Raw genomic sequence first — 13,679 nt, forward strand, 5'->3', positions numbered from 1 at the left:
TCGTTCCTATCTGCCGGGTGCGGGGCGGGAGAGTTCATTGCCGGTGACGCCGGGCGGCGGGCCGGAACCGTTATCCGGCATATTCGGCCGTGGCGCATTCGCCGAACCACGCACCTGCAGTGCGGGGTTGGTGGTGATGCAGTAGTTGTAGAGCCGCACCCTGGTATCGACGGTCTTGTCGGTCGGCACCACGGGGATCGTGTCGTAGTCACAGGTCGGACGCGGCCACGGATCGACCATCGTGTTGAAGGCGTTGTCGTGTGCCGGAATTCCGATGGCCTCCGAACCCGCGCGCAGTGCCGGGAACAGCGCTTCGATCGCTGGTTGACGCAACTTGGCCGCCTTGGTGATGGCGACGAAGTTGGTGATCAGATTGGTCATCGGGTCCTGCGTGTCGTGCACGATGCCGCCGAGGGTGGCCAATTGGCCGGGGCCGAGTTCGAGGAATTTGCGCACTTCCTGATCGGCCGCGGTCAATTGCTGGAACAGTGTGCTCGAGCCGGTGGTCAGCGTGGTCAGATCGGGTTGGGCGTGGGTGGTGGTTTCGGCGATCACCTGCAGGTTCTCGATGAGTCGCTGGGTTTGCGGGAGCAGATCGGTCAGTCCGGACATGGCCCGGCTGATTCCGGCGACCATATTGCGCAACCGATCCGGACCACCGGCCAGCGCCTTGTCGAGTTCATCGATGATCACATTGAGTCGCGCCGGATTCATCCCGCCGATCAGCCCGCTCATATTCGTGAGCACCGACTGCACCGTCACCGGTGTGCTCGTCGCCGACCGATCGACGATCGAGCCGTCGGACAGATACGGTCCACTGTCGGAGTCGGGGCGGAAGTCCAGGTACTGCTCCCCCGCCGCCGAGAGCCTGCCGACGGCGACGGTGCCGCCCACCGGAATCCTTGCGGTGTCATTGATTTCGGCGATAGCGGCAACGCCGTCACCGGATACACGAACGTCGAGTACTTTGCCGACCCGACTGCCGCGGAAGGTGACGTCATTGTTCGGCGCGAGTCCGCCGGAGCTCTTCAGCTCGACCCGGACCCGGTAGCTGCTCGGCAGCGGATTGATCCGCAGCACGGCCGCACCGAGATAGGACATGCCGAGAATCAGCACGACGATCAGCCCGATATTGGCCACTGCGATCCGATGTCGAACCAGCCAGTGCCACAGCGGAATATTCATCGCCCACCACCCTGCAGCCGCCCGATGACCTTCTGGATCACCTCGGCCAGACTGCCGATGAATGCGGGTACATCGCCGACTTCCGGCCAACGGCTGCCCTTCGGATCGGTGAGCGCACCGATATCGAGATAGGAAACCGTGGCGGCGACCGCGAGCACCGGCCCGTCATAGCTGGCCATGACATCGGGATAGATGGCGTGCAGCCCGTCCAGCGTCCCCGCCAGGTTATCGCCCATTTGGGTGAATCCGGACATCAGCCGCTGGATACTGTCGAACAGGCTCAGGAACTCCGGGCCCGTGGTGTCGGTGAAATCACCGAGCGCGGACATGGTGACCGAGACCTTGGCGACGAGTTCGGCGATACTCCTGTTGTTTTCGGCGACCAGTCCGATCAGCGGTGGGAATGTATCCGCAGCCGCACCCAATTCTGCCTTGCGCCTGGCCAATTCGCCGGTGAGCACGTTCAGTCCGGAGAGCACACTGTCGACGTCGGCGGTGCGTGCGTTGAGTGCCGCGAGCACATCGGTCATTTCGGTGATCAGATGTGCGAGCTGTGGTGCGCGGCCGGCGAACATCGAATTCATCTCGGTGGTTATCCGAGCCACCTGATTGAGTCCACCGCCGTTGAGCAGCATGGAGATCGACATCATCAACTGTTCGACCGACGCGCCGGTGCCGGTATGGTCGGGCGCGATGGTGTCGCCGGGACGCAGCATTTCGGCGCTCTGCTGCTTGGCGGGCAGGTTCATCGCGACGAACATGTCACCGAGCGGAGTGGCCTGGCGCAGTTCGGCGGTGGTGCCGCGGGGCAGCTGAATATCCTGCCGGATCTGCATTTCCACATCGGCGAGGAAATTGATGGTGCTGATCTTGGAGACCATGCCGATATCGGTGCCGCCGATCTTCACGTGTGCATTCGCGGGTAGGTTGAGCGCATCCTTGAAAACGGCGTGCAACTCATAACCCGGCCCGCCGATGCCCGGCTTCGGCAGCGGCACGTTGTCGACCGTCACGGCACACCCCGCTGAGGAGACGACAACCATCGCCGCGACGAAAGCCGAACGCGCCGCCCTCATTTGGTGATCCCGAGCAGTGCGGCGGTCAACCCGAAGTCGGGGCCGAAGTCCTGGATCTTCCCGGTGCGGCAGCCGTCGAGACGCAGCTGGATTCGCTCACAGAACAGCGAAAGCGCCGCACCGTCCAGCACCGCTTTGTCCAGCAGACCGTGTAGGCGCAGCGCCCGGTTCTCACGGCTCACGGCATTCGAGAAGTTCTCGAAGAAGAGCGGCGTCACATCGGTGACTTCGGTGAGCCCGCGCGCATTGGCCCGCATCTGCGCGGTCAATGTCGTGAATCGGGTGAGCGCACCGAGCAGTTGTTCGCGATTCTGGCCGACCACGGTCGAGGTATTGGCGACGAAGTCGTTGAGCTGGGTGATCACCGCCTGCAAACCTGGCGCCTGCTGCCCCATCAGTTGCACGAGTTCGGTGAGCCGACCGCTGAAATCCCTTACCGTCTGGTCGTTCTGGGCGATGATCTCGGTGATCTCATTGAGTTTGACGATGGTATTGGAGATCTGGTCACCATTGGCGAGGGTGACCTCGAATGCGGAGGACAGATCGTCCAGCGTTTCGCGCAGCTTGTCGCCATTGCCGTTCAGCAGCGGAAACAACACCCGGCTCGCCATCGGTCCGGTTTCGTTGTCACCCTTCAAGGCCGCGCCGAGTTGATCGAAGGTTTCGAGAATGCGGTCGAGTTCGACCGGGGTACGGGTCCGGGCGAGCGGGATGTGCTGGCCGTCGGTCAGCACCGGACCATTGCCCTCGTATGCCGGGGCAAGTTCCACATGCCGATTGGTGATCAGCTGTGGTGAAACCAGCGCCGCCATGGCGTCGGCCGGAATGCGCACGCCCTTATCGATGGACATGGTGACTTCGACGTAACTGCCCTTGGGGGTCACGGTATCGACCCGGCCGACCGGAACACCGAGCACCGCAACGTCATTGCCCGCATAAAGACCGGCGACATTCTCGAAATCGGCACTGATCTGCAGATGTTCGCCGAGATACTGATCGGGAAGCGCGGTGAGGCTGCCGGGTAGCAGCGAACAACCGGTCGCCACCGTTACAGCGAGGCCGAGCACCGTCGATTTCAGCAAGGTACCCATCGTCATCAATTGCACCCCTGTACGGCTTGGGCGAAGCACAGCCAGTTGTCCGGGAACACCCATGGCGCCCACACATCGCCGTACGGGCCGTTGCCGAGGGCGTTGTTGAACTGCCGCAATGCGACCGGCATGATCTCGTAGAGCGAATCGAGGTTGTCCCGGTTCTTTTCCAGGCCCTCGGACATGGTGTTCAGATTCTGGATGAGCGGACCGAGCTGATCCTGGTTCTCCAAGCCCATGTCCTGCAGCAGCCGCGACAGGCTCGCGACATTGTCGAGCAATTGCTCGAGCAGGTTCTGCCGCAATGCGACGGCATTGCCGATGGCCTCGCCGCGGGTCAGTAGCAGCAGCACGCTATTGCGGTTGTCGGAGGCCAGCTCGGACACCTGATCCATGCTCTTCAGGAGTGTGTCCACCTCGTCGCGGCGATCATTGATCACCTTGGCCAGCGCGCCGATGCTGTTCAGCGCCTCGACGGTGAGCTGCGGAGAGTCACCCATCTGCCGGCTGAGCACATCCAGTGACTGCCGCAGTTTCGCCGGATCCAGGCGTTCGATGCGCTCGAAGGACGACTTGTAGTTCGGATCCCGGATGACCTTGCCGAGGTTGTAGGGCACCGAGGTCTGCTTCAGCGGAATTCGATTGTCCGGCAGTCCTTTTCCAGTACCAGGCACCAACTCGACGTGCAGCTTGCCGAGGATGGTTGTCATCTTGATGGCGGCCGAGGCGTCCGGACCGAGTCGAAGATCCTTGCGCACCTTCAGATCCACGACGACCTTCGCGCCATCGAGTCGCACGGCACTCACCGAGCCGACCTCGATACCGGAGACATCCACCGATGCTCCCGATCGCAGTCCCGCTGCCTGCGCGAATTCGGCATGAATCGTCTTATCACCGAGATGCGCCTGCGATAACGCACTCGAGCCGACCAGCAGCACGACGACCGAACCCGCCGCGAGCAGTCCTAGCCACAACAAGCGATTGCGCACCCGACCCACCAATGCCGTCATCGGCAGACCTCCGAATGAGAATTGCCGCCCACCTGCGAGAACAGCCCGGGTGGCAGCAGCACGCCCCACAGCGAGACGTCCAGCGAGCAGATGTAGGCGTTGGCGTATGCGCCGTAGCTGGTGAACCGGGCGAGGCCATTGAGGACGGTCGGCAGCTCGACCGCCGCCTGATCCAAGGACGCGCCGTTGAGGATCAGCAGCGCGACACCGCTGGTCGCATCGTTCTGTGCCCGAGCCAGATTCGGTTTCACCTGATTGATCAGAGCCGCCAGCGAATCGGTGGATTTCGCCACCGTATCGACCGACGACTTCAGCGATTCGCCCTGTGCGTAGAGCGATTCCACCAGCGAACGGGCCTGCGTGATCAGGGTTTCCAATTCGCCGCTGCGATTGGCCAGGCCCGCGATCACACTGCTGAGATTGCCGATGACATCGCCGAGAATTTTGTCGCGCTGACCGAAGGTGCCCGCCAGTTCGGCGGCCTGGGTGATCAGCGCACTGAGCGAGACATTGTTGCCTTGCAGGGCCTGAATCAAGGTCTCCGACAGCGAATTGACCTGATCAGGTTGCAGCACGCTGAATAGGGGTTCGAATCCCGACAGTAGCGATGACACATCGAACGACGGTTCGGTGCGTTCGACGGGAATCGCGGATCCGGCAGTCAGCACGGCGCCCTCGTCCTTGCCCGGAACCAACGCGATATAGCGTTGGCCGATCAAATTCTGGTAGCGCACAAGGGCTTTCGTCGTCGTGGACAGCCGCTGATTGTTCTGGATACGGAAGTCCACGCGCGCCTTGTAGTCGCCGTCGAAATCGATAGCGTCGACCCGCCCGACCCGCACGCCCGCCATCCGGATGTCATCGCCGACGCGCAGTCCGAGCACATCGGTGAAAGTGGCCGAGTACGAGTCGGTGTCGCCGGTTACCGAACGCTGCAGCGTCGACCAGATCGTGTACGTCAACAGCACCGCGACCACGGCGAACAGACTGAATCCGGCTAACGATTTCCCTGATTTCATGTACTCACCGCCCTTCATCCGGCGCGGTGTCGTACACAGTTACCGAACCACCGGCCAGTACCGGAGCCAAGAGCAGATACTGCGCGGTGGTCGGTCGCCCGCCGACGATCGCGGCGGCGGCATCGAGTCCACGCAGATCCGAATTCGGCTGGGCGGGTTGATCCGTCGCAGCGGCTGGCGCGGTGATGCCCGGAATCGTCGGCAGCCCCGGAATCGTCGGCAGCCCCGGAATACTCGGCAGCCCGGGAATACTCGGCAGCCCCTGCGCCGGAGCATTGGGCGCCGGTCCCGCGGCTGCCAACCGTTGCGGCAGCAGCTGCGGCGGAAACTCCTGCGGCGGTGCGACATCCGGCACCGAACTGCCCCCACACCGCGGACCGGCCATGGTGCCGTAGCGCGGACAGTCCTTGGCCGTGTACTGCTGGAACGGCGTGAAGCTGACATCCATCTTCCACACCATCTGCCGGCTGGGTCCGAATCCGAAGGTCGTGCGCACTCGTTGCAGCGCGGCATTGAAGTTGGCGGCGGTATCCGGGATGGCCTGCGGATCCCTGGCCAGACCACCGAACAGGCCGTCGAGTCCGACGACCAAATCCTTCCCGGCGTCCGGATTCCGTGCGAAAAGTGAATTGACCGAGTCGACCGCGCCGCTGGCATTGGTAAGCAGTGCGACGAGGTTGTCGCGCCGCTCGGTGAGCGTGCGTGCGGTGGTCACCGAATCCGACAGCACACCGACCAGCTCCGGCGCCGAAACGCTCAGTGCCGTCACGGCCCGGCCGAGGTTGCCGAGCAGATCGCCGATACCGGGAGTCGCGTGCACCTGGGTGAGCCAGGTATCGAGGCGTTCGATGGTGGAACCCGGCACCCGCGCGGCGGGATCGAGTGCGTCGGCGAGGGTTGCGAGCACCCGGCCCAGCTTCTCCGGCTGGATATGGTCGAGCACATCGCGCAGCACACTGAGCGTGGTCTGTAACTGCACGGTGCCTTCGCTGGTGTCCTCGGGAATTCGGGCCCCCGCCCGCAGGGTTTCGGTGGCGTGCCCGTTGTCGACGAGTTCGATGGCGGTCACGCCGAAGATATTGTTGGGGATCACCCGCGCCGTGACATTCGCCGGAATCGTGCCCGCCACAGCCGGTTTCAGATCGAGCGCGGCGTCTTGACGTTCACCCTTCGCGACTACCTCGACACCAGTCACCGAACCGACGACCATGCCACGGAACTTCACATCGGCATGGGTCGGCAGCCCGTCACCGGTGCTGGTGAGCACGGCGACAACCGAGACCTTGTCCTGGAAATAGCCGGTGTAGCGCAGGCCGAGCAGGTACAGCAGCAACGCCGCCGCCGTGACCATGGCAATTCCGGCCAGGGTGAGCTGACGTGCGGTGGGTCCGCGCCCACTTGGATCGAGCAGCATCGCCACCTACCCCGAAATCCGGAATCCGGGGTCGATGCCCCAGATCGCAAGGGTCAGAAACAGATTCACGAACACCATGACGACGATCACCATCTTGATCGCGCGCCCGGCCGCGTGGCCGACACCTTCCGGACCTCCGGTGGCGATATAGCCGTAGTAGCACTGGATGAAGGTCGAAATGAGTACGAACACCACGACTTTGACGACCGAGAAGAAGACATCGATACCGTTGAGGAACTGGAAGAAGTAGTGGTCGTAGGTCCCGGCGGAGGTGCCGCCGAGGAACAGCACGGACAGCTTCGTCATCAGATACGCGACGGCGAGGCCGACGCTGTAGAGCGGGACGATGGTCAGTGTCGCGGCGATCATCCGCGTGGTCACCAGATACGGAAGTGGCCGGATGGCAATGGATTCCAGCGCATCGATCTCCTCGGAGATCCGCATCGCACCCAGCTGCGCGGTGAATCGGCAGCCCGCCTGGATGGCGAAGGCCAAAGTCGCAAGGATCGGGCCGATCTCACGCGTCGTAGCGAAACCGGAGATCGCGCCGGTCAGCGGATTCATAGTCAGCAGATTCAGCGCGGTGTAGGACTCCATGCCGACGGTGATCCCGCCGAATCCGCACAGGATGATGACCACACCGACCGTGCCGCCGCCGACAATTAGTGAACCATTGCCCCAGCCGACATCGGCGGTCAGCCGCAGCACTTCCTTGCGATAGTGCCTGAGCACGAACGGAATTGCCGCCACCGCCTGGCAGAAGGTGATCGCCTGGTGGCCGAGTCGCCGGTTGGCCTGGACCGGCACGCTCGCGATCGCAGAGACCGCGCGAAATGGCTTCAGTGCGGGCGGGGTGTATCGGGTGCCCATCTCAGATCACCTTCGCCGGGAAGAGCGTGTTGTAGATCTGGGTGATGATGATGTTGGTCGCGAACAGCATCAGCGCCGAATTGACCACCGCCGCGTTCACCGAGTTGGCGACCCCACCTGGACCGCCCTTGGTATGCAGTCCGATGTCGCAGGCGATGATTGCGGTCAGCGCCCCGAAGATGGCCGCCTTGACCAGTGCGATCACCAGATCGTTCGCCACCGCGAAGGAGGCGAAGGTGCTGATGAACGAACCAGCCGTGCCGCCCTGGGCGTACACGTTGAACATATAGCCGGTGGCGAAGCCGACGAACACCACGAATCCGCACAGCAGAATGCTGACCAGGATCGCTGCCAGCAGTCGCGGCGCGACCAGTCGGCGCACCGGATCGACGCCCATCACCATCATCGCGTCGATCTCCTCACGAATGGTGCGGGAGCCGAGGTCCGCGCAGATGGCCGAACCGACCGCGCCCGCGATCATCAGCGAAGTGACCAGCGGTGCGCCCTGCCTAATGATGCCGAGACCACTGACCGCGCCGATAAAGGTCGTCGCACCAACCTGATTCACTAGCGCACCGACCTGGATCGACACGACAACGGCGACCGGAATCGCGACGAATACGGTCGGTGCGGCGGAAACGCTCGCCATGAACGCGCACTGCTTGATGAACTCGTGGAATGGGAAGCGGCGCACGAGCATTGCGCGCAGCATCTCGATGAAGGCATCGCGCATGAGCCGAACCTGGCGCCCCAAGGTCTCCAGCGACCGCTGCGGATGCCGTTGCCACAGGCCCTTCAGATCCTCGACTGCCCGCTCTAGATCCGTTGGCTCAGTGAGTCTTTCGGTGAGTCGAGTGCTCATGCCGACTCGCTGAGTTGATGCTGAAGCAAGACTAGGAGATAGCCGACCACGGCTATACCGGCGACGACAGTGCTGAGTACGGCGAGCCAGAGCCCGAACCGCAGCACCGGATTGACTTTCATACGCCCCCCGAGGATCTTGACGCCGATCACCAAGATGTCGATGAGCCAAACCAAGATCATCATCAGGTCATGCACACATTCGAGAAGGTGAGCACCGGCCAGCACACGATCGAGCCGAGGAAGGATATGACCACGTCGATGCCGTGCATGCGGTGCAGATGGCTGGTGTGGGTCAGCGTCCAGATGAGGCCCACGAGCCCGTAGGGAATGGCGAGAATGATGATGGTGCCGAGGAATTCGGAGACCTTCATCTCGTAGCTGAATATTCGATCCAGCTTCTTGAGCATGCGCCTGTGTCCTTTCCCCCGCCGCCTGAGCAGCACAGCCGAACACACGCCGGGGGCGAGGCATCGCTGCGGCGCGAGTGCGGCCGATCACGCTGCGATCGGTCGGGTATGGGTGCGTATGTTACGCATGATTCCGTCGACTGCGGAAGAACTTTCGAAAACTTAGGTCTAGTGAGTTCGATAGGGAACCCAGTACAAACAGCTACACTTGGTTCTCGATGCAGAGAATCTCTAGTAACATAATGGGAGGTTCGGCCAACTCGGTGTCAGTGGCGGCAGGAGATTCCGATGACGAGCACGCAGCTTCCACGGCATTCCAAGTGGCCGCCCCGCCACTTCGAGCCAAGACCTAGCGCGAGTCGGCGTGCCACATCTGGCCCACGATTGCCTCGATCTCGGAATACCTTGGGACCCAACATAATTGTTTCATCGCCTTGGCGGGATGGCCGACCAGCGAATTCGGCTCCGGCACCGCTGGGCGATGAGTGAGCGCCATACGTCGTCCCAATACCTTTTCGACAGCGGCAACTACCTGGCGGACGCTCGTGCCCCGACCGCTACCGATGACGTACCGCTCGGTCACGCCCGGCGGTGGCAGGTGTTCGAGCCCGGCCACGAACGCATTCGCGGCATCGGCCACGTGCACATAGTCACGGACCGTCGTGCCGTCGCCGTTGACCTCCAACGGTTCATTTCGTGCCGCAGCGCTGAGTACCCTCGGGATGAGTCGGGTGGGGTCCGGATCGCGACCGCCCGCCACATTCAACAGCCGAAGAACGACAGCGGCGGCGGCGCGGGCTTCGACAGCCTTTTCAGCCGCCAACTTGCTGCTTGCGTAGGGGTGAGGCGGGTTATCGGGCAGATCCTCGGTGATCGGCCGACCGCCCACATCGCCGTAGATCGCGCCGGTCGAGGCGAATACGAGCCGCGGCACCTCGGCGGTCGCCATGGCATCGAGCAGGGCGATGGTCCCGACCGTGTTGACCCCGAAGTACCGGAGGGGGTCGGCCATCGACTCCCGCACCCGGGTCAGCCCGGCCAGATGACACACCACGTCTACGCCGTCGACAGCCCGACGAAGCGTGATGGGGTCGAGCAAGTCGGCAACGCGAACCTCGTTGGCATGCACGATGTTCGGTCGCTCCGCGCGCACCATTGCGACCGCATCGTGCCCGGCCTCCGCCAAGGCAGAAACGACAGCTCTGCCGAGGTAACCCGCCGCTCCCGTGACAAGTACGCGCACGGTACGAGCCTATGGAAAGTCGTGGTCGGCTACCGGATCGGGTAGCGGCGGTCGATGAGGTCGAACATATTGGGTTGGCCTGCTTTGTAGAGTTCGCGGTCGATTAGTTTGAGTGGCTCCCAGAGGGGCATGGTGTACCGGGGTGTGACGGTGGCCAGTCCGGCCGACGAGCCGGAGGCGTGCAGGATGGCGTTGGCGGCGAGGCGGCCGCCTTCGTTCGCGCCCTCCATGCAGGCGACATTCATTCCGGTCTTGATCCAGTCGCCCGCGAGGAAGAGGTTATCGATCGCGGTGGCGGCGCCGGGGCGGTCGGACCATGAGCCGGGGTTCTGGATGAAAATGGCGTCGTCGTAGGCGATTTCGGACGTGCCCGCGTCGGTGAGGGCCGGGTCGATCATCCAGGAGTGCAACATATCGTCGGCGAGCTGGATTTCGCCGTCGTCATTGACGTGCGCCTTGATCTGCGCCCAGGTTTCGCGGGCGATCTCCTCGGGGCTGCACTGTTTGGCGGTCTTGCGGTTGAAGGTGCCCGGCTCCTCCCATTCGGAAATGATGGCGGACAACACATCCTGGACACTGCCGTCGCCATAGGTGGTCAATGGCCGTCGCCAGAACTGGGCCTCGCTGATCGAGGTCAGGCCCCATGGCGCGTCGTTGTAGCCGACGTGGCCGTTGGCCAGGTCGACACGTTTGCGCAGGAAGAATTGGATGCCGACCATCCAGGCGGCCTGCAGGTTGCGGATGCGCTCGAGATTCGGATCGGCCGCCGCCATATCGTCGGTGAGTACGTCGGGGAACTTGTCGAGCGGGATTGCGGAGAGGTAGAAGTCGGCCTCCACCCGGTGACGCGCGCCGCCCTGGTCGGTGACAGTGGCCGAGGTGAGGTGCGCGCCATCGCTGTCGAAGCCCGAAAGGCGCTGGCCGAGTTCGAAAGTCACGCCGATCGAGCGCAGATAGTCGATCCACGGATTGATCCACGCCTCGCTGGTCGGGCCGTTGAGCACGCGGTCATTGCCCTTGCCGTCGCTGTCGTTGTTGAGGTTCAGCACCGACCACACGTACTCCTCACCGACCAGCCCGATCGAATGTGCGCTGCAGTTACCGGATTTGGTGGCGACGAGTTCACGGATGAAGCCGTCGCCGAGGAAGCGGTTGTATTCCGGGGACGAGTTGTCCAGGCGCGCGAAATCGGTCCAGGTCATCCGCTCCCACTGCCCCAACTTGCGCTCGGTGCTGCTGGAGACGTAGACGGCCAAGCGCTCCGCGGCGAAGACCGCTTCGTGCAGCGGCAGCCGGAACAGCGATTCGAAGACCGATGCGACGGAGTCGACGAATCCCTTGGGAGTCATCGGGAATTGCGAGAACGGAAGCGGGAACGGCAGGGGGACGGTGAGATTGCGCCGGTCCATGCCCGCGATCATGGCCGCATTGAGTCGGACCAGGTTGTCCCACACGCCGTTCGCATTGCCGGGGAAGGGGATTCGGCGCAGCGTATCGGGCAGATTGTGATAGAAGCCGAAGAAGCTGCGGAATCCGTGTTCGCCGGGTAGTTCGTCGGCGTAGATGCTGCGGGTCTTGCCACCGAAAGCACCGAGCTTCTCGTACACCGTGACCGCGAAACCGCGTTCGGCTAGTTCGTGCGCGGCGGTCAGACCCGCCGGACCCGCACCGAAGATCGCCACGGACCGGCCCGGCTGAGCGCCCGCCCTACCGCCGGTGGGTGCCAATGTCATGGCGGCGGCGACACCACCCGCCATGGCGGCGTTCCTCATGAATGTTCGTCGCGACTGCTTGGTCCGCATGCTGAATCTCCCGACCATCCGGCCTGCCACGTCCATGTGAGCCGCGCACAGGCGCCTGCGATGTCGCAAGATGTTACTGACTATTCTGTGGTTGTGTGACGATTTTCGGCGATGCAGAGCGGAGCAAATCATCCTCGGCTATTCCATGATCACCCGTTCACGGCAGTCGCCCCGCCGCCATGATGTTGCTAGCAATTCTCCCGATTGACATAGAGCGCGCGAGAGTATGGTGGTCATAACGGGCATGGCTTTCGGCTAACACCGCACATGAGCCGCTACGAGTCAAGGCTTGCGTTGGAGCACACTCCAACTTTTAGAGTTCGGGCATGACCAACACACAGGCCTCTACCAGCGATGATCGTTTCGAGCGCGGACTGGAACTGCTTCGGCAGGTCGGTGGGCAGGAGCGGCCCGCGGTGCTGGACAGTCTCGCGGATATCGCACCGGACCTGGGGCGGCTGACCGTCGAATTCGGGTATGGCGACATTCTTTCGCGGCCGGGGCTGACGTTGCGGCAGCGGCAGTTGGCGACGGTGTCGGCGCTGGCTGCGATGGGAAATGCCGCGCCGCAGTTGCGGTTCCACATCGACGGGGCGCTGAATGTGGGGTGCACACGGGAGGAAATCGTGGAGACGCTGATCCATGTCAGCGTGTACGCGAGGTTCCCTGCCGCACTGAACGGGCTGGGGGCGGCGCGCGAAGTGTTCGACGCCCGTACCGATCTCCCGGCACCGGTCGAATCGGCACCGGCACCGACGGGTGACCGGTTCGAGCGCGGGAGCGCCAAACTCGCCGAGATCGACGGGCACGCAGGCGAACAGGTCATCGCATCGCTGCGCGATATCGCACCGGATCTGGGGCGCTACATCATCGAGTACAGCTTCGGCGATATCTACTCGCGGCCCGGTCTGGACCTGAAGACCCGTGAGATGGTCACCGTCGCCATGTGCACCGCGCTCGGCACGGCGGCGCCGCAACTGGGCGTGCACATCCACGGTCTGCTGAATGTCGGCGGCACCGAGACCGAAGTCGTCGAAATCATCACGCAGATGGCGGGTTACGCCGGATTCCCGGCCGCACTCAACGGAATCACAGTGGCACGTGCGGTTTTCGCGGAGCGCCCGGGCGACTGACGCGCCCTCAGTTGGAAGGTTCCGGCAGCAAACCATCGACGCCGGTAACGGTCGTCCCCCAAGGCCTGCCCATCCCGGTGCGGCACTTCTGCGGATAAGCGCCGCACCGGGACCCCCATCAGGGCAGCGGGTTACCTCTCGGCAGTGCGCCGGAAGCAGTGCGCGGAGGCGGCCAGATATTGGCGGCAGCGGGCGCCGTGTCCAGCATGAACGGAGAGGATGAAACGGGCCCGGTCATAACTGAGACCCACCGGCTCTTGATTGCAGTCACGGCTCTGCACGAGCCACAATTCCCGTATGTCCGAATGCAAAACGTCCATTGTTCACCTCCACCGAAGAGATAAGTGCACCCGGCACCGGCAGCGCCACCGGAGCCCGCCGTCTACGCTGCGGATCGGAACAGCGTTGGGACCGTGCGTCGGGTTCCGGAGAGCCGGCACCCCCGAAAGGGTTTGGGGTACAAACCCGGTGCCGGGTACCGCTTCAGCGTGCACGTTGCGATTCGGTGGATAACAGAGCCGAATGCGATAAATGCGAGTACTTTCCGATTGAATCAGCCTGGTAC

13 protein-coding genes are annotated in these 13,679 nt (G+C 63.2%); 1 reads left to right on the forward strand and 12 read right to left on the reverse strand.

The features are described from left to right. Positions 1–6: 6 nt before the first annotated feature. The 12 genes from OIE68_RS27280 to OIE68_RS27335 all read right to left on the reverse strand — a co-directional run bounded on the left by OIE68_RS27280 (position 7) and on the right by OIE68_RS27335 (position 11,951). The gene (locus OIE68_RS27280) at positions 7–1,185 is read right to left on the reverse strand and encodes an MCE family protein (protein ID WP_327093931.1); all 1,179 of its coding nucleotides are present in this window, start codon (positions 1,183–1,185) and stop codon (positions 7–9) included. After that, positions 1,182–2,261 (reverse strand): MCE family protein, encoded by a 1,080-nt coding sequence (locus tag OIE68_RS27285; RefSeq protein ID WP_327093932.1) that lies wholly within the window; start codon positions 2,259–2,261, stop codon positions 1,182–1,184. The genes OIE68_RS27280 and OIE68_RS27285 overlap by 4 nt, the downstream gene beginning before the upstream one ends. Next, positions 2,258–3,358, reverse strand: a complete 1,101-nt coding sequence (locus tag OIE68_RS27290; RefSeq protein WP_327093933.1) for an MCE family protein — start codon at positions 3,356–3,358, stop codon at positions 2,258–2,260. The genes OIE68_RS27285 and OIE68_RS27290 overlap by 4 nt, the downstream gene beginning before the upstream one ends. Further along, entirely contained in the window at positions 3,358–4,362 is a 1,005-nt protein-coding gene (locus OIE68_RS27295; RefSeq protein ID WP_327093934.1) for an MCE family protein, read from the reverse strand. The genes OIE68_RS27290 and OIE68_RS27295 overlap by 1 nt, the downstream gene beginning before the upstream one ends. Beyond that, complete coding sequence (locus OIE68_RS27300; RefSeq protein WP_327093935.1) at positions 4,359–5,381, reverse strand: MlaD family protein; 1,023 nt, start codon at positions 5,379–5,381, stop codon at positions 4,359–4,361. The genes OIE68_RS27295 and OIE68_RS27300 overlap by 4 nt, the downstream gene beginning before the upstream one ends. 4 nt (positions 5,382–5,385) lie before the next feature. Continuing rightward, positions 5,386–6,795, reverse strand: a complete 1,410-nt coding sequence (locus tag OIE68_RS27305; RefSeq protein WP_327093936.1) for an MCE family protein — start codon at positions 6,793–6,795, stop codon at positions 5,386–5,388. A gap of 6 nt (positions 6,796–6,801) precedes the next feature. Next, entirely contained in the window at positions 6,802–7,665 is an 864-nt protein-coding gene (locus OIE68_RS27310) for an ABC transporter permease (protein WP_327093937.1), read from the reverse strand. A 1-nt stretch (position 7,666) separates the two neighbouring features. Then, a complete protein-coding gene (locus tag OIE68_RS27315) occupies positions 7,667–8,527 on the reverse strand; it encodes an ABC transporter permease (RefSeq protein WP_327093938.1) in 861 nt (286 codons plus the stop codon). Beyond that, positions 8,524–8,712: a hypothetical protein gene (locus tag OIE68_RS27320; RefSeq protein WP_327093939.1), complete on the reverse strand. Its 189-nt coding sequence runs from the start codon at positions 8,710–8,712 to the stop codon at positions 8,524–8,526. Before OIE68_RS27320 ends, OIE68_RS27315 begins: the two co-directional genes overlap by 4 nt. Next, positions 8,712–8,936, reverse strand: coding sequence for a hypothetical protein (locus OIE68_RS27325; protein WP_040695729.1), 225 nt, complete (start codon positions 8,934–8,936; stop codon positions 8,712–8,714). The genes OIE68_RS27320 and OIE68_RS27325 overlap by 1 nt, the downstream gene beginning before the upstream one ends. Before the next feature lie 349 nt (positions 8,937–9,285). Then, positions 9,286–10,179: an NAD-dependent epimerase/dehydratase family protein gene (locus OIE68_RS27330; protein ID WP_327093940.1), complete on the reverse strand. Its 894-nt coding sequence runs from the start codon at positions 10,177–10,179 to the stop codon at positions 9,286–9,288. A gap of 29 nt (positions 10,180–10,208) precedes the next feature. Further along, positions 10,209–11,951: a hydroxysqualene dehydroxylase gene (locus OIE68_RS27335; RefSeq protein ID WP_327093941.1), complete on the reverse strand. Its 1,743-nt coding sequence runs from the start codon at positions 11,949–11,951 to the stop codon at positions 10,209–10,211. A gap of 356 nt (positions 11,952–12,307) precedes the next feature. Here OIE68_RS27335 and OIE68_RS27340 point away from each other — a divergent pair, with 356 nt between their 5' ends. Then, the gene (locus tag OIE68_RS27340; RefSeq protein ID WP_327093942.1) at positions 12,308–13,114 is read left to right on the forward strand and encodes a carboxymuconolactone decarboxylase family protein; all 807 of its coding nucleotides are present in this window, start codon (positions 12,308–12,310) and stop codon (positions 13,112–13,114) included. Positions 13,115–13,679 lie beyond the last annotated feature (565 nt).

Origin of the sequence: Nocardia vinacea, from assembly GCF_035920345.1 — a bacterium.
In the GTDB taxonomy this organism is placed as follows: domain Bacteria; phylum Actinomycetota; class Actinomycetes; order Mycobacteriales; family Mycobacteriaceae; genus Nocardia; species Nocardia vinacea_A.